Raw genomic sequence first — 22,730 nt, 5'->3', positions numbered from 1 at the left:
TGTGACGGCCCGGAAACGGGGTCCGCTAAGCTATCGCCAGTACGAACGACACACCACGCGCGTTTAGCTCAGCGGGAGAGCGCTTCCCTGACACGGAAGAGGTCACTGGTTCAATCCCAGTATCGCGCACCAGGTTCGCTTCCCCGGCGAGCCGGAGTTCGTACCGCGGGCGATTAGCTCAGGGGGAGAGCGCTTCGTTCACACCGAAGAGGTCACTGGTTCGATCCCAGTATCGCCCACCGCAGTGAAGGCCCCACCCGGCTCCGGGTGGGGCCTTTTTACGTTTTGGAGCCAGGCTTGGTGGGCTCGGGAAAGGCGCGGGTGGCGTCGCGAAAGCCACTTTCGGGACATCAGACGTCGCGAAAGTGGCTTTCGCGACAGAGGCGCCGGGCGGCCGCGGCAAGGTGCAGCGCCCAGCAGGACCCAGAAGTACGTGAAGGACCCCTTCCTTGCGCCTAGGTACATGAAGGGGTCCTTCACGTACTTCAGGCGAGCGAGGCCGGAGGCCGTAGTGCCTCGATCATCGGCGTGAGCGTGTCCATGGTCGCGGCGAGGTCGGCCTTCGGGTCGGGGGAGTGGGCGAGCCAGACGGCGGCCTCGTTCATCGCGCCGGAAAGCAGGCGTACCAACGGTTCGACGGGTCGTTTCGCCAAGACGCCCTCGGTCATCAGTTCGGTCAGCGCTTCGGCGAGGTGCCGGGCGGACGACTCCGCGTCCAGCTCACGCCAGTCCTGCCAGCCGACGACCGACGGCCCGTCCAACAGCATGATCTGCTGGGTATCCGGATGGGTCGCGGCGGCGAGGAACGCGCGGCAGCCGGCGAGCAGCCCGGCCCACGGGTCCGGCGCGGCGTCCGCGGCCCTCGCGATCTGTTCGCCGACGTCGTGCTGTACGACGCCGAGCACATGCCGGAACAGGTCCGCCTTGCTGCTGAAGTGGTGGTAGAGCGCGCCTTTGCTCACGCCCGCGGTCTGCGCGATGGTCTCCAGTCCGACCTTGCCGTACCCGTGCTCGGCGAACAGCCGCCGGGCGGTGGCGGTCAACGTCTCCATCGTCTCTTCGCGTTGCTGCTGCTTCGTGCGGGCCATGACCCGGATCTTGACATACCGACCGTCGGTTGGCTAACTTCGGAGAAACAAACCGACGGTCGGTATTGTTCGAGAACAAGGTGACCTCATGCGTCTGACCAGCTTCTATCCCGTCCTCATGACCGAGAAGATCGCCGAGACCCGGGACTTCTACCGCGACCACTTCGGCTTCGAGCTCACCTTCGAGGCCGACTGGTACGTCAGCCTCAAACGCGGCGAGTGGGAACTGGCGCTCCTCGCGCCCGGGCACGAGACCATCCCCGCCGGAGCGGGCAAGGCCGTACAGGGACTCCTGCTGAACTTCGAGGTCGAAGACGTCGACGCCGAACACCGGCGGCTGGTCGTGGAGGCGGGCCTGCCCGAGGCGCTCTCCCTGCGCAGCGAGGATTTCGGGCAGCGGCACTTCATCGTCGCCGACCCCAACGGCGTCCTGATCGACGTGATCCAGGAGATCCCGCCGACCGGGGAGTTCGCCGAGCAGTTCACCGACGAGGCGCGGCCGAGCTGACGGCAACCGGACGTAAACGCCAGAGTGATCGCTTAGGTCACCTCCTCAGCGGCCAGAACCTTACGTAGGCGCGCGAGGGCGCGATGCTGGGCCACCCGGACGGCGCCGGGGGTGGACCCCACGGCCTCTGCCGTCTCCTCGGCGGACAATCCCACGACAACCCGCAGGACCACGATCTCACGCTGTTTGTCGGGAAGGACGCGCAGCAGTTGCGACATGCGCTCGTTCAGCTCGCCTTGGAGAGCACGCTGCTCGGGACCGACGCCGCCCTCGACCTCGTCGGGGACTTCGGCGACCGGCTCGGCGCGGTTGCGGGCCGCGGCGCGATGCGCGTCGGCCACCTTGTGCTGGGCGATCCCGTAGACGAAGGCCAGGAACGGGCGGCCCTGATCACGGTACGAAGGCAATGCCGTGAGCACCGCGAGACACACCTCCTGAGCAACGTCGTCTGCGGAAGCGAACGAACGCTCCTGCCTGCCAACCCGAGCGCGGCAGTACCGCACTACCAAAGGACGGATGGCCGCCAGCAACCGCTCGACCGCTTGAGGATCACCCTCAACAGCAGCGGCGACCGGCACGTCCGAGTCGTGGCTGCGGCTATGCACTGTCGGTACAGGGCTCGGTTGACCTGCGGCGATCAACTGGCGCGTCAGCGCGCGGCTTTTGATCTGTGCCAAGGTCTTGTCGAGATCCAGGTTACGGCTGAGCGAGTCGTTGAAGGCACTGCTGGCCCGGGACAGCCAGGGCGGCACGTTGCGGGTGTCAGTCACTCTTGCCTCCTTCTGTCAGGTCTTGTGCCGGTCTCTGTTGCCGATAGAGGCGCTCGAGTCGTTTGCGGGCGTGGCGAAGGTTGGATCTGACTGTCACGGTCGACAGGCCCAGGTGGTCCGCGATCTGTGTCGGGGAGAAACCGTCGAGTGCCCAAACGATGACGTCACGCTGGCGCGTCGGAAGTTGGTTCACCAAGCTCGCGACCCATGCCGTCTCCTCCAGAAAGGAGATCAAACGCTCGGTCTCCCGATCCAGAGGCTGAGACCAATCACCTTTGACCGCGCGACGTACACCCTCTTCAGTTCGCTGTAGCTGCGCTCTGGCGATTCGTGGTGCGGCCTTGCGCACCCAAGCACGTGGGTGGTCAAGGCTGCTCCAGCGTTCCAAGGCTTGGACCATCGCATCCGCGGCGGCATCCTTCGCGGTCTCGAGATCGAAGCCCGCCTTGCACAGGAACCCGACTAACTGCGCGAAGTCGTGTTTGAAGAACTCGTCGAAGTCCGAGTACTCGTTCACCGAACATCACCACTCCCTCCCCCTACGGTCGTATCTCACCAGTAGGTGCAGCGAGAGTGCTCGTTCGTGCAATGTCAGGACACGCGGTCACGAAGCCTGGTGAAGAGCATGGCCACCACGAACAGCCCGCAAGCGACGGCCGCCGACACCTGCAACCCTGTGGTGCAGGCGGCTTTCGCGGCGTCGAGCAATTCGCCGGCCAACGGCGACGGAAGGCCGGCGACCGCGGACTCGGCTTGGGCGGGTCCCGACAAGGCGAGCGACCGCGCCGGTTCCGGCACGCCGGCAGGGACGGCCAAGTGTCCCGAGTACACCGCGGCGGCCAGGGAACCGAACACCGTCGTCCCGAATCCGGCGCCCAGTTCGTAGCCCGTCTTCTCCACCGCCGCGGCGCCGCCCGCCTGGTCCGCGGAGGTCGCCGAAAGCAGGGTGTCCGTGCTCGACGTGAGCGCGAGCGCCATCCCCAGGCCCAGCCCGGTCAACCCGGCGCCGAGCAGCACCGGCGTCGTGAGCGCGGCCGACCCCGCCGCCGGGACCAGCAACGACACCGCCGTCACCGCGAACCCGGCGGTGCGGACCCGGGCGTTGCCGTAGCGTCCCAGCAGCGACGGGGTCACGACGCTGCCGGCGGCCGAAGCGCCCAGCACCAGGAGAAGCCGGCTCGCCGCCGCGGTCGGGGACAGCCCGAGCACCACCTGCAGGTACTGCGCGAACAGCAGGCCCAGCCCGACGAGCGTGCTCATCACCAGCAGCACCCCGCCCACCGCGGCCCGCACGCCCGGCCGCCGGAACAGGCTGAGATCCAGCAGCGGCGGATCGGTCCGGCGCTGGCGGCGCAGGAACAGTCCGATGAGGACACAGCCGGTCGCGCCCGCGGCGACGGCCGTGGTCCAGGAGCCCGGATGTCCGACGGCGAAAGCGATCCCGAGGACACCACCCGCGGCGAGGGCGGCGCTGAGCGCGTCCCACGGGCCACGGCCCGGCGGATTCCGCGGGAGCCACCACAACGCCAGGACGACCGCCGCCAGGATCACCGGCGGGTTCAGCAGGAACGTCGCCCGCCAGCCCCACGCCTCGACGAGCACTCCGCCGAGGATCGGCCCGAACACCGATCCGGTGCCCGCGATCCCGCTGCACACCGCGATCGCCGTGCGGCGACGCCGCTGCTCCGGGAACTGTTCACGCAGCAGCGACATCGTCACCGGCATGATCATCGCGCCGCCACCGCCGAGCAACGCGCGGAACGCCAGCAGTACCGGGACGTTCGGCGCGAAAGCGCAGCCGAGCGACGCGATCCCGAACACGACATACCCGGTGATCAGCACGCGTCGCCGTCCGTACCGGTCACCGAGGGTGCCGAACGGCAGCAGCAGCGGCGCGGCGGTCAGCGGATAGATCGCGACGATCCACACCTGAGCCGCCGCGCCGGGCCGCAGCTGCCGGACGAGGTCGGGCAACGCGACGTGCAGCACCGTCGCGTCGACCGCCACGAGGAAGAGCCCGGCGCCGAGTACCGCCAAAAGCGGCCAGGCGCGGTCGACCGCTCGCTCGGCCCGGGCCGTGGTCACAGGAGTCCCGTCAGATGCCTCGCCACGACGTCGACGTGCGGCGGGTCGACGACCGACAGGTGATGCGCCTCGATCGGCACGATCTCCAGCGCCGGGCACAGCTCCGCCCAGCCTGCCGCGAGATCCGTGCGTGAGTACCGGGGTTCCATCGCCAGCCCGGCCGCGTACTGTTCGGTCGCCCGGTAGAGCACGACGCGCCCGTCGTAGCGCCGGGGCGTACCGCGTTCGGCCGCCAATGTGTCCAAAAAGGACTGACGCTGGTGCCGGAGCACGCCGGGGCTGAGCAGGCCCGCCTCGGCGACCCGCCGCATGGTCAGCTCGATCTGCTCCTCTTCGGGCAGTGGAGCCAGCTCTTCGTGGCCGAGCCGCACTTCTCGGCCGTAGGTCCCCTCGACGTACCCGGTGAACCGCAAGAACCGCCGGGCCGACGACGCCCTCGGATCGAGGTCCGGCTCCGGGAGCGGGAGCATGGTGTCGATCAGCGCGACGAACTCGACCTCTTCACCCTCTTCGGCGAGCCGCGCGGCGACGCCGTAGGCCAGCGCCCCGCCGAACGACCAGCCCGCCAGCCGGTACGGCCGGTCGCGGCGCTGCGCCCGCACCAACGGCAGCAACTGCTCGACCCGGTCCTCGATGCTGACCCCGGGGACGCGTTCGAATCCGACGCACGGCACACCGGAAGGCAGCCGCTCCAGCAACGGCCGGTACACGGTGCAGGTGCTGCCGCCCGGGTGGAACAGCAGCAGCGGCGCGATGCCCGCTTCGCCGGGGGCGAGGATGTGCACCGGCCCCCGCTCCTCCCTCGTGTCGAGGATGGCGCGGGCGACGTCGGCGATGGCCGCGAGCGAATCGTGCCGCCGGAGTTCGGCGGCGGCGACCGGGGTGCCGAGCTCGGTGCTCAGCCCCTCGGCGAGCAGTTCGGCCAGCCGGTCCGGTGTGCCCGTCTCGGTCAGCCGAACGTGCGTGCCGGTCGCTTCGGTCCCGGTGTGCTCGTGCCACAGACGCAGGACCAGGCGATCCGCCGCGTCCCAGGCTCGGCCCCGGGACGGCAGCGGCTTCTCGTTCTCCCGGGGTGCGAGATCGCGGCTGAGATCGGCGAGGGTGGCGCCGCGAAGCACACTGACGGCGTCGGGTTCCGTGCCGAACTCCCGGCGGACGGCTTCGGAGATCCGGTTCGCCATCAGGGAATCCAGCCCGAGTTCCACCAACGGGACGTCGGCGTCGAGGCGATCGGGGCGCAGCCCCATGACGGCGGCGACGATCTCGGTCAGCCGGTCGCCCCCGGCGGTGCGCACGGGTCCGGGTTCCGGCGTGCGTGCCGCGAACGCCGGTGCTCGCTCGTCCTCGGTGTACCAGTGGCGTTCGTGCCGCCACGGCATCGGCGGGACGTCGACCAGCCGGGAACCGTCGTCCGGATCGGCGGTGGTGATCCGGGTGCCCGCGCAGTACAACTCGGCCGCGGCGGCGCCCAGTGTGCGGACTTCGTCCTGCCCCCGGCGCAGCGTTCCCGTGACGACGGCGTCGTCGATCCCCTCAGCTTCGAGGGTCCTCATCACCGAGCCCCGCAGGATCGGATGCGGCGACACCTCCAGGAAGACCCGGTGCCCGTCCGCGGCGGCGGACGCCACCGCTTGCCGGAACCGCACGGGACGGCGTAGGTGCGTGGCCCAGTACCCGGCGTCGAAGTCCGGCAGCTCTCGCGGATCGGCGAGAACCGTGTCGTACCAAGGCACGGTCGGACGGCGGCCGCCCAGTTCGGCGAGGGCCTCGCGGAGCGCGGGCAGCACCGGATCGACCCGGGCGGAGTGCCCGGCGACCTCGACCGGCAGCCGCCGCGCGGTCAGCCCGGCGGCTTCCAGCTCCGCGACGAGGAGATCGAGCACGGTCGCGTCCCCGGCCACGGTCAGTTGCCCGGGCGCGGATTCGACGGCCAGTTCGATGTCGGGGTACAGATCCAGTTCCTCCGGCGCCAGTTCGACCGCCGCCATCGCGCCGCCCGGCCCGAGAGTGCCCAGCAGCCGGGCCCGGGTCGCGACCAGGTGGACGGCCTCGTCGGGGGTGAGCACGCCGCTCACCACGGCGGCGGCCGCGGAGCCGAGCGAGTGCCCGACGACGGCCGAGGGCCGGACGCCGAGAGCCTCCCACTGCGCGGCCAGCGCGATCTGCGTCCCGAAGATGGCGGTCTGGGTTTCGGGAAGGGACAAGGGGTCGCCGCTGGTGAGCAGGGCGCGCAGCGAGCGGCCGGTGTGCTCGGTGAACAGGTCGTGCAGCTTGTCGACCTGCGCGGCGAACGCGGGTTCGGCGCGCAACAGTCCTTGCCCCATCCCCGGCCACTGCGAGCCGTGACCGGAGAACACGAAGACCGGGCCGTCGGTGCTCACGGCCGTGCCGGTGACGGCGCCCGCGGGAAGCGGATCGGCGCCGGAACCGATGGCGCGCAGCAGTACCGCCAGTTCGGCGGTGTCGCCCGCGACGACGGCGGCGCGGTGTGGTCCGCCGTTGTCGCGCCGGGACAACGTGTGGGTGATGCCGGCGAGGGAAGGCGACGGCGTGGATTCCAGCCAGTCCGCCAGCTGAGCCGCGCGTTCGGTGAGCCGGTCGCGGGTGCGGGCGGAGAGCAGCCCGATCCGGACGTCGGCCCGGTCCGGCGCGGGTTCCAGCGGCGGCGCCTGTTCGAGGACGACGTGCGCGTTGGTCCCGCCGAACCCGAACGCGGACACGCCCGCCGTGGCGCGGCCGGACCGGCGCGGCCACGGCGTCGGTTCGGTCACCACCTTCAGGCGCAGGTCGTCGAACGGAATGTGCGGGTTGGGGGCCGAGAAGTGCAGTTGTGGCGGCAGTTCATCCCTGGTCATCGCGAGGACCACCTTGATCAGCCCGGCGATCCCCGCGGCCGCCTCCGCGTGCGCGATGTTCGTCTTCACCGAGCCGATCAGCAACGGTGCGTCGGCGGGGCGGTCCTTGCCGAGCACCGCGCCGAGCGAGCGGGCTTCGATCGGGTCGCCCAGCAACGTGCCGGTGCCGTGCGCCTCGACGTAGTCCACAGTGGACGGATCGAGCCGGGCGCCGTGGTACGCCGTGCGCAGCATGTCCTGCTGGGCGATGGGGTTCGGCGCCGCCATACCCTGTGACCGGCCGTCGGAGTTCACCGCCGTGGAGCGGATCACCGCCAGCACGCGGTCACCGTCGTACTCGGCGTCGGTCAGCCGTTTGAGCACGACGACGCCGCAGCCCTCGGCACGCGCGATGCCGTCGGCGTCCGCGGCGAACGTCTTGCACCGTCCGTCCCCGGCGAGCAGCCCGGCGGCGGCGAACGCGGCCGTCGGACCGGGCAGCAGCATGAGGTTCACCCCACCCGCCAAGGCCAGATCCGCCTCACCGTCGCGCAGCGCACGCACGGCGTGGTGCACCGCGACCAGGGACGACGAGCAGGCGGTGTCCACCGCCATACTCGGTCCGCGCAGGTCGTAGACGTAGGAGAGCCGGTTGGCGGCGATGCTCCCGGCCGCGCCGGTGGCGGTCCACAGATCCACGCCGCCGCCCGCCATCGTGAGATGGCCGTAGTCGTGGGTCGAGATCCCGGTGAACACGCCGGTCCGGCTGCCGCGCAGGGAGGCCGGGGCGATCCCGGCGTGTTCGAGCGCGGCCCACGCGACTTCCAGGAGCATTCGCTGCTGAGGGTCCATTGTGGACGCTTCACGCGGGGTGATGCCGAAGTGGTCGGCGTCGAAACCGGCCACTTCGTCGAGGAATCCGCCCACGATCGGCGCCGCGGCGGCATCCCAGCGGCCCGGCGGCGCGGTCCGGACGGCGTCCCGCCCGCGACTCAGCAGGTCCCAGAACTCGTCGACGCCGTCCGCGCCCGGCCAGCGGCAGCCGAGGCCGACGACGGCGATCGGGTCGGTCCGGCGACGGTCGGTGCTCGGCTGCTCGGGTTCGGGCTCCGTGCCGCCGGTGAGCGAGCGGGCCAGATGATCGATGGTCGGGCTCTCCCACAGCAGGGTGGCCGGAAGCGGAGTGCCGAGCAGGTCTTCGAGATCGGCGGCGATACCGACGGCCTGCCGGGAGGACAGGCCGTAGTCGCTGAGCGGGCGGTCGGCTTCGAGCCGGGCCGCGTCGACGCCGGTGTGCCCGGCGACGGTGTCGAGCAGCCAGCGGCGCAGCGCCGGGGCGTCGAACGACGGATTTCTCATCGCACCAAGGCCTTTCCGTAATCGCCGGCGAGGTAGCGGTCGCGGCAGGCGCTCCGCGCGATCTTCCCGCTGGAGGTCCGCGGGACCAGGCCCGCCGGGACGAGCGCGACGTCACGCAGCGCGAGGCCGTGCGCGTCGGAAACGAGCCGCCGGATCGTCACGGCGAGCGCCCGTTCGTCCTCGGTGGTCAGCGCGCTGTGTCCGCGGTGCTCGGCGACGACGACCGCGGCTTCGGTGTCGGTGCCTTCGACGGCGAACGCGGCGACGCTGCCGGGGCGGATGTCGCGGTCGGCCGAGGCCGCCGTCGCTTCGACGTCCTGCGGGTAGTGATTGCGGCCGTCGACGATGAGCAGGTCCTTGATCCGTCCCGCGATGTAGACCTCGCCGTCGTGGCGGACGCCGAGGTCGCCGGTGCGCAACCAAGGGCCGGTCGGCAGACCCTCGTGGGCGCCGGTCAGCCTGGCGCCGAAGGTTTCGGTGCTCTCCAAGGGTTTCTGCCAGTATCCGGTACCGACGTTGGGGCCGTGGACCCAGATCTCGCCGACCGATCCGTCCTTCAGCGCGACGCCGGTTTCGGGATCGACCAGCGCGACTCGCTGACCCACCGGAACACCGCAGGCGACCAGCTTGAGACCGTCGTCCGACGGCCGTGCGGTGCCGGCGCCCAGGGCGGCGCGGTCGAATGTGGTCACCCGCGGCGGGACTCCGGGGCCGGTGGTGACGAAGACGGTCGCCTCGGCCAGCCCGTACGCGGGCCGCGTCTTGTCCGGCGTGTACCCCACTTCGGCGAAGGTGTCGTGGAACCGGTCGAGCACGCCGGGGTTGATCGGCTCTGCGCCGTTGACGATCGCGGCGACGCGGTCGAGACGGAGCTTGGCGCGATCCTCCTCGCGCACCCGGCTCGCGGCGTAGTGGAACGCGAAGTTCGGGGCGGCGCTCCAGCTCCCGTTGTGGTCGCCGAGCAGTTCCAGCCAGCGCACGGGGCGCTCGATGAAGGCCAGCGGGTCCATCAGCACCGACCGCATGCCCATCGCCAGCGGCGTGATCAGGCCGAGGACGAGGCCCATGTCGTGGAACAGCGGCAGCCACGACACCGTGGTCCCCGTCGGTGCGATCCCGAGCCCGTGGACCGCCTGGCTGACGTTGGCGAGCACGTTCGCGTGGGTCAGCACCACTCCGGCGGGGCTCCGCGTCGAACCGGACGTGTACTGCAGATACGCCACGTCGTCCGGTGCGGGAGCCGGGGCGGGCCAGGCGCGGACGGGCCCCGCCTTGTCGGCCGCGACGACCGTGACGTGCTCGCCGCCGGGCAGCCCGGCCAGGAATTCGCGGACCGCGTCCTCGCCCGCCGCGGTGGTGATCACCGCGGTGGGGGAGCAGTCGGTCAGCACCGCGGCGAGCCGTCCGGCGTGCCCGGGCAGCCCCGGATCGAACAGCGGCACGGCGATCGCGCCCGCGGTGATCGCGCCGAGGAAGGCGACAACGTAGTCGGCGCTCTGCGGGCACAGCACCGCCACCCGGTCGCCTGGCCGGACGGGCAGCGCGCTCGCGACGGCAGCGACGCGCTCCTGGAGTTGTTTCCAGCTCAGCGTCTTCCGCCGTCCGGCGCGATCGCTCGCGAAGTCGGTGAAGGTGACCGCCGGCCGGTCGCCCTCGGTGTCCGCCCAATGCCGGAGGCAGTCGGGGAGGGTGGGGCCGGCCGTGGCGGGCAGGTTTTCGGGGGCCAGGGACATGACGTCTCCTCGGGGTTCGGCGGGGTGGTGCGGTGGATCAGCGGCCGAGCGGACCGGCGGCGTGCCGCCAGGCGTCGACGGCGAGCGCGTCGAGATCGAGGCCGGTGGTCCCGGCGTCACGAAGCACGACCAGCACGTCGTCGGCGGCGATGGCGACGGTGCGCAGACGCAGCCCCGGCAGCTCGGGGGGCTGCCCGGGAAGCGTCAGGAGTTGTTCGTAGGAAAGGGTTTTCGCACCCGGCACGACGGGAGCCGGGTGGACGGTGACGGTCGACACCGCGGTACCGGCCGCGTCGTCGACCGTCACCTTCGAGCACCGTCCGGCCTGCGCGGCCCACGCCGCCAGATCGGGCGGGTTCGTCATGCGGGCGACCAGTTCGGAGACCTGGCCGCCGGGGACGGCGGACTGGAAGCCCTGGCCGGCGGCGCCGTTCCCGGCCAGCCTGCCGTGGACTACGTCTTCGCAACCACCGACGTCGACCCTGCTTTCTCGACGGTCCGGGATGGACAGTGCCGAGGCCACGTCGAAACCGTCGCGCGTCGACGCGGCCGGGACGGTTTCCGGAGGCAGCAGGGCGGCGGGCGGAACAGGGGAGGCAGGCGCCGCCTGAATCGATTCTCCAGAGGTGCCGGAAATGGTCGCGACCGCGGCGGCGGACACGACGAGTGCGCGAATTCGGGCAGCCATGAATAGCCCTTTCGGAAGGGTCCGTGGGGAGGTGTGGTCCCTTCGGTGGGACGCGGGCGCCGGGGTCGCGTCGGGGAACGCAGAACCCGGGCGGCACGACGAAGGCTACGACGGGAAATCGAATACCGGAAGGCATCAAGAGAACGTAAATGTCCTTCGTGTACAGGACGTGACCTGCGTTTTCCGGACTTTTCGCTGGTGTGCGAGCTGATCTGGTACTCCCGTGCCACAGTCGCTCACCGTCCGTGAGTGATGGGTCACCCGGCTGGGGGAGGTCGAGGGTTTTCTTGTTTCCCTGGCATTCATATTGTCCTCCCGGATTGTGGGCAGGACAATTGCGCGGAAGCGGCCCGTCCGCTTAACGTGGCGCCACCTCTGCTTTTCTTTCTCGGGTAATCGCCGTCACATTTTCGAATTCTGTCGAACGACCGGGACAAAGGATTACGTATGCGCACTACTTCGAGGCGGCTGTGGGCGATCGCGGCCGTCACCTGCCTGCTGCCGGGCGTCGTCGCGGCCCCGGCGCGGGCCGAGAGCGGTGTCCCGGACGCCCGGGCCGACGACGGCTCGCACGTCGTGGCCCAGACCACTGTGGACGGTGACCCGAGGATGCTGGATCTCACCGTGCGCTCGGTCGGTGTCGGGAGTTATGCGATGGTCCGGCTGATCCTGCCGTCGCGGTGGGAGGCCGAACCGGAGCGGAAGTGGCCGGCGGTGTACCTGCTCGCCGGGGAGACGCGCCTCCAGGATTACCGCGGCTGGACCGCCAACACCGACATCCGGAAGCTCGCCGACGACTCCGGGGCCCTGGTGGTGATGCCGGGTTCCGGATCCGCCGGGTTCTTTTCCGACTGGTGGAATTACGGCAAGAACGTCGTGCTCAACCAGTGGGAGACGTTCACCGCGGTCGAGATCCCGCAGCTGATCGACCGCGGCTATCGAGGAGATGGGCGGCGGGTCGCGGCGGGGCTCTCGCTCGGCGGATACGGCGCGGTGGAACTCGCCGCCCGGCGGCCCGGGGTGTTCCGGTTCGCCGGGTCGTTCAGCGGCAATCTCAACCCCACCGGCCCGTACGGCGAGCTGCTGACCAGCGCGATCGTCGCTTCGGCCCGGCAAGATCCCGAAGCGCTCTGGGGCGACCGGCAGCGCGAGTCGGCCCGCTGGGACGCGCACGATCCGCTGGTGAACGCCGACCGTCTCCGCGGCACCGAGCTGTATCTGTCCACGGGCAACGGCCTGCCGGGGCCCTTCGACGGGAAACTCCCGATCGACGTCCTGCCCGGCGCGATGCTGCTCGAATTCCTGTGCTCCGGCCAGACCACCGCGATGGCGGACCGGCTGAACCGGCTCGGTGTCCCGGTCATGACGGACTTCTACGGGCCGGGCACGCACCACTGGGCGTACTGGCAGGACCAGTTGCACAAGACCTGGCCGAGGATGCTGCGGGCGCTGTCCGCGCCGGTCGAGCCGGGGGAGGCGTCGTGACCCGTCCGTCCTTTGTGGTCACCGGGGCTTCGAGCGGGATCGGCCGGGCGTGTGTGGCCGAACTCGTCCGGCGGGGCGCCCACGTCTGGGCCGGTGTGCGCACCGACGGGGACGAAGCGGACCTTGCGCGCACCTTCGGCGAAGCGGTCACCGTGCTGCGCATGGATCTCCGCGACGCGGCGTCGATCGAGGCGGGCGGGGAGAAGGTCGCGGCGGCGGGCCCGCTGCGCGGTCTGGTGAACAACGCGGGAATGGCCCGGCCGGGACCGCTGGAACACGTCCCGCTGGAGGACTTCCGGCAGCAGCTGGAGGTCAACGTCACCGGCCAGCTGGCCGTCACGCAGGCGATGCTGCCCGCGCTGCGCGCCGCGTCCACCGCCAGGGTGGTGACGATCGGATCGATGGGCGGGCGGATCGCCGGGCCGATGGTCGGGCCCTATCACACGTCGAAGTTCGCCCTGGTCGGCTTGACCGACAGCCTGCGCGCCGAGCTGGCCCCGTCAGGGATCGGCGTCGTCCTCGTCGAACCAGGTGCCGTCGCCACGTCGATCTGGCCGCGGGCGCGCGCGGCGGCCGAAGAGGTGCGTGCCGCCCTGCCGCCGGCGGCGCGGGAAAGGTACGCGGCGCAACTGGACGAGGCCGAACGCAGTGCGGAGCGATCCGCGCGGAACGGCGTCCCGCCCGAGCGCGCGGCACGGGTCGTGGCCCACGCGCTGACCGCCCGGCGGATCGCGCCGAGGTACTTGGTCGGCAGGGACGCGCATATCGCGGCGGTACTGGCGAAGCTGCCGTTCCGCCTCCGCTACCGGCTGACGGCGGCGAAGCGATGACCCGGCTCGTCGTGATCGTCGCTCCGGGTTCCCGCGGCGACGTCCAGCCGTGTATCGCCCTGGGGCGCGGTCTCGACGGCGACCGGGTGCGGGTGCTGGCGGCCGAGCGGTTCCGGACGCTGGTGACTTCGCACGGCCTGGATTTCGCGCCGCTTTCCGCCGACCCGGGCGAGATCCTCGGCTCGGACGGTGGCCGCGACTGGACCGGGGGACGCACGCCCGCGGCCTTCCTGCGCGGGTTGCGCGGTGCGCTCGCCCCGGTGATGGAGCGGCTGCTGGCCGACGTCCACGAGGGAGCCGCCGGTGCCGACCTCGTCCTCGCTCCGACGCTCGGGTTCCTCGGCGCGCACCTGGGCGCGTCGCTCGGCGTTCCCGACGTCGAACTGCATTACCAGCCCAGCGTGCCGACGCGGGCGTTCTCGCATCCGCTGCTGCCGTGGGCCGCCAAGGCCGGGCCTGGCGGCAGGTGGCTGAGTTTCCACGCCGTCGACACCGTCGCGTGGCAGGTGCTGAGGCCGGAGGTGGACCGCTGGCGCGAGCGGTCGCTCGGCCTGCCGACGGCCGGTTTGCGCGGCCCGCGGCGGGCGGAAACCCCGGTGCTGTGCGGTTTTTCCGGTGCGGTCGTGCCGCGGCCGAAGGATTGGCCGTCGAGGGTGCACGTCACCGGGTACTGGTTTCTCGACGCGCCCGCCGCGTGGCGGCCGGACCCGCGATTGCGGGATTTCCTCGCGTCCGGGCCGCCTCCGGTGTACGTCGGCTTCGGCAGCATGCGGCCGTCGGAGGCGGAACGGACGTTCGCCGCCGTCCGCACCGCGTTGCGGCGGGCTGGGTTGCGAGGCCTGCTCGGTACCGACGTCGCGGCCGAGGACGACGACCTGCTGACGATCGGGGACGTCCCGCATTCGTGGCTGTTCCCGCGCACCGCCGCGGTGGTGCACCACGGCGGCGCGGGCACGACCGCGGCCGCGTTGCGCGCGGGCGTCCCTTCGCTGGTCTGCCCGGTGTTCTCCGATCAGCCGTACTGGGGCGACCGGGTCTTCCGGCTCGGCGCGGGGCCGCGGCCGTTGCCGCTACGGGAGGTCGCGGCGGACCCGTTGACCACGCGGCTGCTGGAGCTGTCCGGCAACCTGCTGTTCCGTCGCGGCGCGCAGTACGTCGCCGGGCGGATGCGAGAGGAGGACGGGGTGGCGCGGGCGCGAGAGGTTCTCAGGAGCTTGCCCGGCGCTGCTCGGTGAGGTGGGTGGCGAGGCGGCTGAAACAGGACTGCCAGCCTTCGACGTGGCCGTCGCGTTCCGCCACCGTCTCGAAGATCGCCTGGTGGAACGACATTTCCGTCTTGCCGTCGAGGTCGGAGAGGATGATCGTGACGAGGGTGTCGTGCCCGCGCGAGCCTTCCGGTTCCTCCCAGGCGAAGCTGAAGACGAGCCGTTCCGGCGGGACGATCTCGTGATAGACGCCCGATGCCCAGAACTCCGTTTCGCCGTCGGTCATGCACGTGCGCCACTTGCCGCCCTCGGCGAGGTTGACGGTGCAGGACGTGGCGGTGAACCCGACCGGGCCCCACCACCGGGCGAGATGGTCCGGATCGGTCCACACGCGGAAAACGAGCTCGCGGGGAGCGTCGAGGACGCGGGTGATGGTCAGGTCGGTCATCGAAGTCTCTTCCGCAGGGGCAATCAACCAAGAGGTTAATCAACGTACTGGTTGACTATAGTGGTCGTGTCAAGCCGCAAGGCGCGACTCGCGTGATTGAAGGCGTAACTCGCGTGTTTGGAGGCGTAACACGCGCTGCCGGGCGTGTTACGCCTCCAAACACGCGAGATACGGCTGGAAGCACGCGAGTTACGGCTTGGTGCAAGGCCCAAGCTTGACCCCCGCTTTAATAACTCTTTACCAAGTGCGATACTGGGTCGGCGAGGGGAGTACTTCCCAAGGGTCTGCCCGGTCAATACGGACGCTCCGCTGGTGTCCCCGGGAGACCGCCCCGCAGGGGTGAAGGAGACCTCGAACTTCGAGTTCGAGGAGGCTTCATGCCCGAGTCCGTGGCAACCGTGGGATCGCCGGGGTTGTGGGCGATCAGCATCGCCGTCCTGCTGGCGCTGCTCGTCGCCGATTTCGCCGTGACCCGCCGCCCGCACGAGGTGTCGATGCGGGAGGCCGCCGGCTGGTCGGTCTTCTACCTCGCGCTCCCGGTCGTGTTCGGGCTCTGGCTGTGGCTCGAGTTCGGTGGCGGCCAGGCGATGGAGTTCATGACGGGTTTCGTCGTCGAGAAGTCCCTGTCGGTCGACAACCTGTTCGTCTTCATGCTCCTGCTCGCCGCCTTCGCGGTGCCGTCCGAGGTGCAGCAACGTGTGCTGCTGTACGGCATCGTGGGCGCGCTGGTGCTCCGCGGCGTGTTCATCGCGGCCGGTGCCGCGATGCTGTCGGCGGGCACCTGGGCGTTCCTCGTGTTCGGCGTGATCCTGTTCGTCTCGGCGGTCAAGATCCTGCACGAGGCCATGTCCGGCGGCGAGAAGGAGATGGATCTTTCGAAGCTGCGGTCGGTCCGCTTGCTGCGACGCCTCATGCCGGTCACCGACGACTATCGCGGCACCCGGCTCACCGTGCGTGAACACGGGCGCCGCGCGCTCACCCCGCTTGCGGTCGTGGTCGTCGCGGTGTTCGCGACCGACGTGGTGTTCGCGGTCGATTCGGTGCCCGCGGTCTACGGCATCACCGAAGACCCGTACCTCGTGTTCGCCACCAACGCCTTCGCCCTGATGGGCTTGCGCGCGTTGTACTTCGTGCTCCACTCGGCGCTCGCGAAGCTGGTCCACCTGAACCACGGCCTCGCGATCATCCTCGCCTTCATCGGGGTGAAGCTGGTGCTGCACTGGGCACACGGGATCTGGCCGTCGGTGCCGCAGGTCCCGACCCCGGCGTCGCTGGGCGTGATCGTCGCGATCCTCGTCACGGTCTCGTTCACCAGCCTGTACGCGCGCCGCCGCGAAGCCGCCCGGACGGCACGGGAGTGAACGATGATCACCGAACTCGTCGCCGGTTTCCTGCTCGATCTGGCGGTCGCCGCCCTCTTCCTGGCCGCGTTGCTCCTGGTCTTCGCGGCGATGCGGCCACCGCGCTGAGCTCAGGGAAAGCGGATCACGGTGATGCCGGCCAGCACGAAGAACACCAGCACCACCAGGGTGCCGCCGTGCCCGCCGGACGAGCTGGTCACGACCTGCTCGACGGCGCCGGTCAGCCGGACGCCGCAGTCGGCGACGACGGTGTGCCTGCCCGCTTCGATCCGCGTGAACTCGACGGGCGCGGTGAAGGCTCCGGTGCCGTCGGCGTAGGCGCCGCCGACGCGCTCGCCGTCCGACGTCAGCGTGACACGCTCGCCGGGTGTGCAGCCCTTGCCGGTCGCGGACAACGCGTCGCCGGGCCGCACACTCGGCCGGTCGAGGATCAGGTCGTCCGGGCCGGGCGGGGTGCTGCTCGACGGCGGGATGTCCGTCGGCGGCGGGGGAGCGTCCGTTGTGGACGGTGGAGTCGTGGTGGGCGGCGGTGTCGTCGTGGTGACCGGGGTGGTGGTCGTTCCTGGCCTGGTCGGAGTGGTCACCGGGACCGACGGCTTGGTCGTCGGCGGCACCGTCGTCGTCGGCGGCGCCGTGGTCACGGTCCCGGTCACGCGGAAGGTCGCGCTCCCGGTCAAGGGTTGACTGGTCCGCGCGTTCGTGCAGGTGCCGGTGACCGTGTGGCTGCCGGGCGTGGCGTTACCCGGCACGGTCGCCCCGGTCTGCCCGCTGGGTGCGCTGACCGACGTAATGGCCGTTCCTTCCCAGGCGAAAGAAATCGGGCCTTTGCACGGCGAGAAATTCCAGGAAATGGTGAACGAACTGCCCGCGGGACCGCTCGAAGGTTTCAAACCAACCGTGGACTGATACGGGGACTGTTGCGCGTTTCCCGTTCCTGCCTGGGAAAGCAGGAACAACAGCCCGGTCACCGCGCCGAATATCAGGCGAACCACGATACGCATTGGAACGTCCCTCTCCGGTAAGTACTCGCTGTAGCATTCCGGACCAGTCGGCCGAGGAAAACAGGGGATGCGCAAAATGGGACGTGTCATCGCGGCAGGGGTTGCGTTGGGGTTGTGCGCGGTCCTCCTCGGTTCGTCGCCGGCCAACGCGGACGATGTCCCCCGTGGCAGGCTCGACCTGGCGGTCACCCTCGACGACCGGCCGATCACCAACGCCACGGTGATGATCGACCCGGCGAAACAGGTCGAGCTCACCGTCACGGCCACCAACAGCGGCGGGACCGCTCTCAAGGTCCGCAGCGTGCGGGTGTCCGGTGTGGCGCTGGCCCTGACCTTCTTCGCCTACGACACCACGGCGCCGTTCGAGGTCCCCGCGCACAGCCGGGTCACCAGGACCTTCGTGCTGGACATGGCCGACCTTTCCGGCCAGGCGATCGGGCTGCTCCCGTCGACGGTCGAACTGCTCGACGCGCAGCGGGGCACACTCGGCGAGGCGACCACGGTCGCGGACATCCGCGGGTCCTTCTGGTCCGTCTACGGCGATTTCGGTCTCGCGATGCTCGTGCTCACCGTGCTGGCCTGGTCGACAGCCCTCCTCGCGCTCGCCCGGCATCGGCTTCCCGCCAACCGGTGGCGGCGCGGCCTGCGGTTCCTGCCCGCCGGATTCGGCACCGGGCTGGTCGCCGTCGTCACGCTGTCGGTGCTGCGGCTCGTCCCGCCGGAGCCGGCGATCGAGATCCCGGTGGTGCTCGGCGCCGCCGTCATCGCGTTCCTGCTCGGCTACCTGACGCCGCATCCCGCGCCGAGGCCCGATGGCGACGAGACGGTCCGCTTTCCCGACTCCACCAAGGAATTCAACCGATGAGCGCACCCGCCGAGGTCGTCGCCGCGCTGCCGCAGTACGAGATCGGGCCGGCGATCGGCCAGGGCGGGATGGGGGTCGTCTTCGCCGGCGTCCACCGCTCGCTGCGCCGCGACGTCGCCATCAAACAGCTGCCGTGGGACGTGCTGAACCACGCCGTCAGCAGTGAACTCTTCGACCGCGAAGCGCGCGTGCTGGCCAGCCTCGACCACCCGCACATCGTGCCCGTGTACGACTACGTGCGCACCGGCCGGGAGCACCTGATGGTGATGGAACGGCTCGACGGCGGCACGGTGCACAGCCGGTTCCACAGTGGCGAGATCGGCGGGGAACAGGCGTGCGCGATCGGGCTGGCGATGCTCGCCGGGCTCCACGCGGCGCACGAAGCGGGCGTGCTGCATCTCGACGTCAAGCCGAAGAACCTGCTCTTCACCACCCAAGGTGTGATGAAGGTGGCCGACTTCGGTATCGCGAAGGTGATCAGCGAGGGCGCCACCCTCGTCACCCATGGCGGCGAAGTCCTCGGCACACCCGCCTACATCGCGCCGGAGCAGGCGATGGGCAACGCGCTGAGCCCGGCGGCCGACGTCTACTCGGCGGGCACGGTGCTCTACGAACTGCTGTCCGGGAAGCTGCCGTTCGACAACACCCGCGGCGCGATCAGCATGATGCGCCAGCACATGTTCACCGATCCGCGCCCGATCGACGGCGTGCCCTCGCCGATCGCCGGGGTCGTCATGCGCAGCCTCTCGCGCGAACTCGACTCCCGGTATCGCGACGCGGAGACCTTCGCGGCCGACCTCGCCTCGGCCGCGACCGCCGTGTACGGGCCGGGCTGGCTGGAACGGTCCCGCGTTCCGGTGCGGCACCTCACCCCTCGGGTGATCTCCGCGTTCGGCACGGCCATGCCGACGGGAGACGGCCCGACGCGGCCGGTTCCCCGCCCCGCACCGGATCCGACGTTGTCGGCGACCCGCGCGACCCTCGCGCCCGGGCCCCGGCCCGGCTCGGTGCTCTTGTTCCGGCTGGCCGCGGCGGTCGCCGCGATCGCGCTCGTGGTGCTCACCCTGCTCACCCCGGAGCGCCTGCCGCACGAGGCCACGACGCTGAAGATCGACGGCGTCCCCGCTTCGTCCGTGGATCTCAGCAAGACGTTCGCGGTGACGGGGGAGGGGCGCCCGGCTCAGGTGACCCTCGGCCTCGCGGCCGCCGGGATCCCGCTCGGATCCGCGTCGGCGGTGCCGAAACCCGAAGGCGAGGGGTTCCGCGCCGATTTCACGTTTCCCGGGCTCACCCGCTGGATCGCCGGCGGGGCCGTGACCGCGACCTTGACGGCCGACGGCGTTCCGAGGACTTTCACCGTCGTCACCCGGCAGCATCCGCTCGCGAGCGCGCTCGGTGCGGGCAGCTTGATCCTCGCCCTGTTCGCGTTGGCGTACCTGGAATCCGGGCTGCGGACCATCCGGAACGGTCACCGCTGGCGGGGCGCGCTCGTCGGCGGACCGGTGCTCGGCCTGCTGTTCGGCGCGACGGCGTGGCTGTGCGTCTCGGTCCTGCGAGTGCACGAGCCCGCGGCGCTGTTCGGAGCCGGCTGCTCGATCGCGGGTGCCGTGGCGGCCGGTTTCGTGGTCGCGGCCGCGCGCTCCCGGCGCACGCGCTGAAATCACCCGGGGGCGGCCGTCGAGGGCCGCCCCCGCTTCGGGGTCACGACTTGCGGTGCTTGCCGTCGTCGTCGGTGATCTCGAACTGTTCCTTGCGCACCTTGCCGGAGATCGTCTGGTCCTCGGTGACGGTCTCGGTCTTGAGCCTCGCCCGTTCCACCGCGACGGTCTCCTTGTTCACCACCGGTTTCTCGGCGTGGAGCACGACTTCCTGCTCGTCCTCGGTGATTTCGGCGCGCTCGCCGCCCGGTTTCGTGATCGGCTCCCGTTCGACCCGCACCTCCTCGTGGCTGACCGGCACGGTGACCTGCTGCTCCTCGGTGACGACGTACTTGCGCAGGCGGACGTGCCCGGTCTCGACCTGCTCGGTGCCGACGTTCAGCCGCTCCTCGGACCGCGTCATGGCGGGCTCGGCTTCGCGGTGCTTCCTGCCGGTGTCCGTTCCCGTGTCCATTCCTGCCTTGGCCCGGCCGCCGTCACTCCGGCCCTGTGCCCGGTCGTCCATCCGGCCGTCCGGTGAGGTCCGTGGCATCGGCAGCCCGTAGTGCTTGTAGAGCTGCGCGCTCTCCTCGGCCGAAAGATGGCCGTCGGCCTCTATCCGAGGTGCGTCGGTGACCGCGTCCTTGGCGACGCGGACGTGCACACCGTCCTGGTCGGCGTGCGCTCCGGAGAGCGGCACGAAACTCTCCTTGGTGCCGAACAGGCCCGTCTTGACGGTGATCCATTCCGGCTGGCGCGTCGCGTCGGCGAGGTACACGTTGCCCACCTTGCCGAGCTTGTTGCCGGTCGGGTCGACCACGGCACTGTCGATGAGTTCTTGCGGCTGCATGGTCTTCGCCATCGGTCCCGCTCCTCTCTGAAGATCTTGCGGAGAAGCCCACCGTCGAACGAGCCGATGATCACGGCAACCGTCGTGGTGCACCTGTGGGTGACCCCGGAAAGTGGTGGTTTGAAGCTTCGCTCACGGGCTAGGGAAGGCGTTTCGCCGCAGGTGAAGGGGGGTGTCCGGGGAGCGTCCGACAGTGGCGGGGGATGGCGCGAACGTGTGGTCCCGAAAATCGGATGCGGGGATCCGGAGACGTGACCTACCCTCGTGATCGTGATGCAGCAACTGCTGTTCCTCTGAGGAACGACGCCTCCACCGGTACCGCGAGCCGCGATACCGGACTTCGTTCTTCCTGCTCATCACTTCACCGGAGGCAGTTCCTTCATGTCATCCCCTCTTTCGCCCGCGCCTGTGCGCGCGGCGCACGTCCGCCTGTCCGGCGTCCACCTTTCCTTCGGGGGACGGCCCGTCCTCTCGGGGGTCGACCTCGTCGCCGCCGCCGGCGATCGGGTCGCCATCGTCGGGGAGAACGGCCGCGGCAAGACCACCCTTCTCCGGGTACTCGCCGGTGACCTGGCCGCCGACCGTGGCGAGGTGCACCGGTCCGGTTCGGCCGGAGTCGCCGACCAGCAGATCCCGCTCGGGCCGACCGACACGGTCGGCGCGTTGATCGACCTCGAACTGGCCGCCGTCCGCGGCGCGCTGGCCCGGCTCGAGGCCGCCACCGAGGCACTGAGCGACGGACGTCCCGGAGCCGACGACGCCTTCGCCGCCGCGCTCGAAGAAGCCGAGGCCCTCGACGCGTGGGACGCCGACAGGCGGGTCGAAGTGTCCTTGGCCGCCCTGAACGCCGTCGACGACCGTGACCGTCCACTCGGGACACTGTCGGTCGGGCAGCGGCACCGGGTCCGGCTGGCCTGCCTGCTCGGCGCCGGGCACCCGGTGCTGCTGCTCGACGAGCCGACCAACCATCTCGACGCCGCGGGCCTCGGCCATCTCACCGAGCGGTTGCGCGCCCATCCGGGCGTGGTCGTCCTGGTCAGCCATGACCGGGCCCTGCTCGCCGACGTCGCCACGACGGTGATCGACCTCGATCCGTCGAGCGACGGACGGCCGCGCGTCTACGGCGGCGGGTACGCGGCCTATGTCGAGGCCCGTCGGGCCGAACGAGCCCGCTGGGAGTCGGCGCACGCCGACCAGATCGCCGAGCGGCAACGGCTGGCCGACGACCTGTCCGCGGCGCGGAACCGGTTGCGCGACAACTGGCGGCCGCCCAAGGGGACCGGCAGGCACGTCCGTGCCACGCGTGCGCCCGGGCTGGTCCGCGCGGTCCACCGGCGGCAGGAGGAACTGGCCGAGCACGTGGTCGCCGTGCCGCCGCCACCGGCCCGGTTCGCCATGCCCGAGCTACCGGCGCACGGGGGCGCGACGCTTCTCCGCGCCGCCGGGGTGACGGTGGCCGGGCGGCTCACCCGTCCGGTCGACCTGGCGCTGGAAAGCGGCGACCGGCTCGTCGTCACCGGCCGCAACGGCGCGGGTAAATCGACGCTTCTGGCCGTGCTGTCCGGGGAGCTGGAGCCCGGCACCGGCACGGTCACGCGGTCGCGGTCCGCGCGGATCGGCAGGCTGAGCCAGGAATCCGAGCTGCCGGGCAGGCGGACGGCGATGGAGCTGTACGACGAACAGCTCGCCAGGGCCGGGATCCGCGGGCCCGGGCTGGGCGAACTGGGCCTGCTCGCCGGCTACGACCGGCACCGGCCGGTGGCCGAGTTGTCGGTCGGTGCCCGGCGACGGCTCGACCTGGCGCTGGTGCTGGCTCGGCGTCCGCACGTCGTGCTGCTGGACGAGCCGACCAACCACCTCTCCGCCCCGCTCGTCGACGAGCTGACGGCCGCGCTCGAAACGACCCCGGCCGCGGTGGTGATCGCCACGCACGACCGGCAGTTGTCACGGGACACGGCGTCCTGGCCGAGGCTCGCGTTGTGA

The 22,730-nt window shown here is 70.7% G+C and carries 19 protein-coding genes and 2 tRNA genes; 11 read left to right on the top strand and 10 right to left on the bottom strand.

Annotation, left to right across the window (positions count from 1 at the left end):
* Nucleotides 1-57 precede the first annotated feature (57 nt).
* Nucleotides 58-132: transfer RNA gene (locus ACOCEP_RS35635), tRNA-Val, on the top strand.
* Between the two features lie 35 nt (nt 133-167).
* Nucleotides 168-239: transfer RNA gene (locus tag ACOCEP_RS35630), tRNA-Val, on the top strand.
* A 246-nt stretch (nt 240-485) separates the two neighbouring features.
* Here ACOCEP_RS35630 and ACOCEP_RS35625 read toward each other — a convergent pair.
* Nucleotides 486-1,088: a TetR/AcrR family transcriptional regulator gene (locus tag ACOCEP_RS35625; protein WP_482333940.1), complete on the bottom strand. Its 603-nt coding sequence runs from the start codon at nt 1,086-1,088 to the stop codon at nt 486-488.
* An 88-nt stretch (nt 1,089-1,176) separates the two neighbouring features.
* Between ACOCEP_RS35625 and ACOCEP_RS35620 the strand changes: the two genes are divergently transcribed.
* The gene (locus ACOCEP_RS35620; RefSeq protein ID WP_482333939.1) at nt 1,177-1,596 is read left to right on the top strand and encodes a VOC family protein; all 420 of its coding nucleotides are present in this window, start codon (nt 1,177-1,179) and stop codon (nt 1,594-1,596) included.
* Nucleotides 1,597-1,628: 32 nt separating this feature from the next.
* Here the strand turns inward: ACOCEP_RS35620 and shbA are convergent, their stop codons facing one another.
* The 6 genes from shbA to ACOCEP_RS35590 form a co-directional block, all read right to left on the bottom strand.
* Entirely contained in the window at nt 1,629-2,201 is a 573-nt protein-coding gene (shbA, locus tag ACOCEP_RS35615; protein WP_482339877.1) for an RNA polymerase sigma factor ShbA, read from the bottom strand.
* Between the two features lie 157 nt (nt 2,202-2,358).
* A complete protein-coding gene (locus tag ACOCEP_RS35610; protein ID WP_482333937.1) occupies nt 2,359-2,883 on the bottom strand; it encodes an RNA polymerase sigma factor in 525 nt (174 codons plus the stop codon).
* A 74-nt stretch (nt 2,884-2,957) separates the two neighbouring features.
* Complete coding sequence (locus ACOCEP_RS35605) at nt 2,958-4,451, bottom strand: MFS transporter (RefSeq protein ID WP_482333935.1); 1,494 nt, start codon at nt 4,449-4,451, stop codon at nt 2,958-2,960.
* Complete coding sequence (locus ACOCEP_RS35600) at nt 4,448-8,644, bottom strand: beta-ketoacyl synthase N-terminal-like domain-containing protein (RefSeq protein WP_482333933.1); 4,197 nt, start codon at nt 8,642-8,644, stop codon at nt 4,448-4,450. Before ACOCEP_RS35600 ends, ACOCEP_RS35605 begins: the two co-directional genes overlap by 4 nt.
* Nucleotides 8,641-10,377 (bottom strand): fatty acyl-AMP ligase, encoded by a 1,737-nt coding sequence (locus tag ACOCEP_RS35595; protein ID WP_482333932.1) that lies wholly within the window; start codon nt 10,375-10,377, stop codon nt 8,641-8,643. Before ACOCEP_RS35595 ends, ACOCEP_RS35600 begins: the two co-directional genes overlap by 4 nt.
* Nucleotides 10,378-10,414: 37 nt before the next feature.
* Nucleotides 10,415-11,065, bottom strand: a complete 651-nt coding sequence (locus tag ACOCEP_RS35590; protein WP_482333930.1) for a hypothetical protein — start codon at nt 11,063-11,065, stop codon at nt 10,415-10,417.
* Nucleotides 11,066-11,512: 447 nt separating this feature from the next.
* Between ACOCEP_RS35590 and ACOCEP_RS35585 the strand changes: the two genes are divergently transcribed.
* Genes ACOCEP_RS35585 through ACOCEP_RS35575 form a run of 3 tightly spaced genes read left to right on the top strand, consistent with a single transcriptional unit; the run spans nt 11,513 to nt 14,615 of the window.
* Entirely contained in the window at nt 11,513-12,550 is a 1,038-nt protein-coding gene (locus ACOCEP_RS35585; RefSeq protein ID WP_482333928.1) for an alpha/beta hydrolase, read from the top strand.
* The gene (locus ACOCEP_RS35580) at nt 12,547-13,380 is read left to right on the top strand and encodes an SDR family NAD(P)-dependent oxidoreductase (protein WP_482333926.1); all 834 of its coding nucleotides are present in this window, start codon (nt 12,547-12,549) and stop codon (nt 13,378-13,380) included. Before ACOCEP_RS35585 ends, ACOCEP_RS35580 begins: the two co-directional genes overlap by 4 nt.
* Complete coding sequence (locus tag ACOCEP_RS35575) at nt 13,377-14,615, top strand: glycosyltransferase (RefSeq protein ID WP_482333925.1); 1,239 nt, start codon at nt 13,377-13,379, stop codon at nt 14,613-14,615. The genes ACOCEP_RS35580 and ACOCEP_RS35575 overlap by 4 nt, the downstream gene beginning before the upstream one ends.
* Here the strand turns inward: ACOCEP_RS35575 and ACOCEP_RS35570 are convergent.
* Complete coding sequence (locus ACOCEP_RS35570; RefSeq protein ID WP_482333923.1) at nt 14,587-15,033, bottom strand: SRPBCC family protein; 447 nt, start codon at nt 15,031-15,033, stop codon at nt 14,587-14,589. The genes ACOCEP_RS35575 and ACOCEP_RS35570 overlap by 29 nt on opposite strands.
* 377 nt (nt 15,034-15,410) lie before the next feature.
* On the opposite strand from ACOCEP_RS35570, the gene ACOCEP_RS35565 reads away from it, so the two are divergent.
* Entirely contained in the window at nt 15,411-16,394 is a 984-nt protein-coding gene (locus ACOCEP_RS35565) for a TerC/Alx family metal homeostasis membrane protein (RefSeq protein WP_482333922.1), read from the top strand.
* A gap of 110 nt (nt 16,395-16,504) precedes the next feature.
* On the opposite strand, the gene ACOCEP_RS35560 is transcribed toward ACOCEP_RS35565, so the two are convergent.
* Entirely contained in the window at nt 16,505-17,047 is a 543-nt protein-coding gene (locus ACOCEP_RS35560; RefSeq protein WP_482333920.1) for a hypothetical protein, read from the bottom strand.
* 58 nt (nt 17,048-17,105) lie between these two features.
* Here ACOCEP_RS35560 and ACOCEP_RS35555 point away from each other — a divergent pair, with 58 nt between their 5' ends.
* The 3 genes from ACOCEP_RS35555 (at nt 17,106) to ACOCEP_RS35545 (ending at nt 19,918) form a co-directional block, all read left to right on the top strand.
* A complete protein-coding gene (locus tag ACOCEP_RS35555) occupies nt 17,106-17,300 on the top strand; it encodes a hypothetical protein (RefSeq protein ID WP_482333918.1) in 195 nt (64 codons plus the stop codon).
* 171 nt (nt 17,301-17,471) lie between these two features.
* Nucleotides 17,472-18,260 (top strand): hypothetical protein, encoded by a 789-nt coding sequence (locus ACOCEP_RS35550; RefSeq protein ID WP_482333916.1) that lies wholly within the window; start codon nt 17,472-17,474, stop codon nt 18,258-18,260.
* Nucleotides 18,257-19,918: a serine/threonine-protein kinase gene (locus ACOCEP_RS35545; protein WP_482333914.1), complete on the top strand. Its 1,662-nt coding sequence runs from the start codon at nt 18,257-18,259 to the stop codon at nt 19,916-19,918. Before ACOCEP_RS35550 ends, ACOCEP_RS35545 begins: the two co-directional genes overlap by 4 nt.
* A 43-nt stretch (nt 19,919-19,961) precedes the next feature.
* On the opposite strand, the gene ACOCEP_RS35540 is transcribed toward ACOCEP_RS35545, so the two are convergent.
* Nucleotides 19,962-20,759 carry a DUF2382 domain-containing protein gene (locus ACOCEP_RS35540; protein ID WP_482333913.1) on the bottom strand — a complete coding sequence of 266 codons (798 nt, stop codon included), beginning with the start codon at nt 20,757-20,759 and terminating at the stop codon, nt 19,962-19,964.
* 369 nt (nt 20,760-21,128) lie between these two features.
* Between ACOCEP_RS35540 and ACOCEP_RS35535 the strand changes: the two genes are divergently transcribed.
* Nucleotides 21,129-22,730, top strand: coding sequence for an ABC-F family ATP-binding cassette domain-containing protein (locus tag ACOCEP_RS35535; protein ID WP_482333911.1), 1,602 nt, complete (start codon nt 21,129-21,131; stop codon nt 22,728-22,730).

The organism is Amycolatopsis sp. CA-211722 (assembly GCF_056828465.1).
Note: the sequence above shows the minus strand (reverse complement) of the source record. Positions and strands in the feature narration are given on the sequence as shown.

What these genes read in the sequence shown, in the direction of transcription:
- ACOCEP_RS35540 (WP_482333913.1), bottom strand. Translation starts at nt 20,759, where the DNA reads ATGGCGAAGACCATGCAGCCGCAAGAACTCATCGACAGTGCCGTGGTC.
- ACOCEP_RS35590 (WP_482333930.1), bottom strand. Translation starts at nt 11,065, where the DNA reads ATGGCTGCCCGAATTCGCGCACTCGTCGTGTCCGCCGCCGCGGTCGCG.
- ACOCEP_RS35600 (WP_482333933.1), bottom strand. Translation starts at nt 8,644, where the DNA reads ATGAGAAATCCGTCGTTCGACGCCCCGGCGCTGCGCCGCTGGCTGCTC.
- ACOCEP_RS35565 (WP_482333922.1), top strand. Translation starts at nt 15,411, where the DNA reads ATGCCCGAGTCCGTGGCAACCGTGGGATCGCCGGGGTTGTGGGCGATC.
- ACOCEP_RS35595 (WP_482333932.1), bottom strand. Translation starts at nt 10,377, where the DNA reads ATGTCCCTGGCCCCCGAAAACCTGCCCGCCACGGCCGGCCCCACCCTC.
- ACOCEP_RS35545 (WP_482333914.1), top strand. Translation starts at nt 18,257, where the DNA reads ATGAGCGCACCCGCCGAGGTCGTCGCCGCGCTGCCGCAGTACGAGATC.
- ACOCEP_RS35535 (WP_482333911.1), top strand. Translation starts at nt 21,129, where the DNA reads ATGTCATCCCCTCTTTCGCCCGCGCCTGTGCGCGCGGCGCACGTCCGC.
- ACOCEP_RS35570 (WP_482333923.1), bottom strand. Translation starts at nt 15,033, where the DNA reads ATGACCGACCTGACCATCACCCGCGTCCTCGACGCTCCCCGCGAGCTC.
- ACOCEP_RS35620 (WP_482333939.1), top strand. Translation starts at nt 1,177, where the DNA reads ATGCGTCTGACCAGCTTCTATCCCGTCCTCATGACCGAGAAGATCGCC.
- ACOCEP_RS35625 (WP_482333940.1), bottom strand. Translation starts at nt 1,088, where the DNA reads ATGGCCCGCACGAAGCAGCAGCAACGCGAAGAGACGATGGAGACGTTG.
- ACOCEP_RS35575 (WP_482333925.1), top strand. Translation starts at nt 13,377, where the DNA reads ATGACCCGGCTCGTCGTGATCGTCGCTCCGGGTTCCCGCGGCGACGTC.
- ACOCEP_RS35585 (WP_482333928.1), top strand. Translation starts at nt 11,513, where the DNA reads ATGCGCACTACTTCGAGGCGGCTGTGGGCGATCGCGGCCGTCACCTGC.
- ACOCEP_RS35550 (WP_482333916.1), top strand. Translation starts at nt 17,472, where the DNA reads ATGGGACGTGTCATCGCGGCAGGGGTTGCGTTGGGGTTGTGCGCGGTC.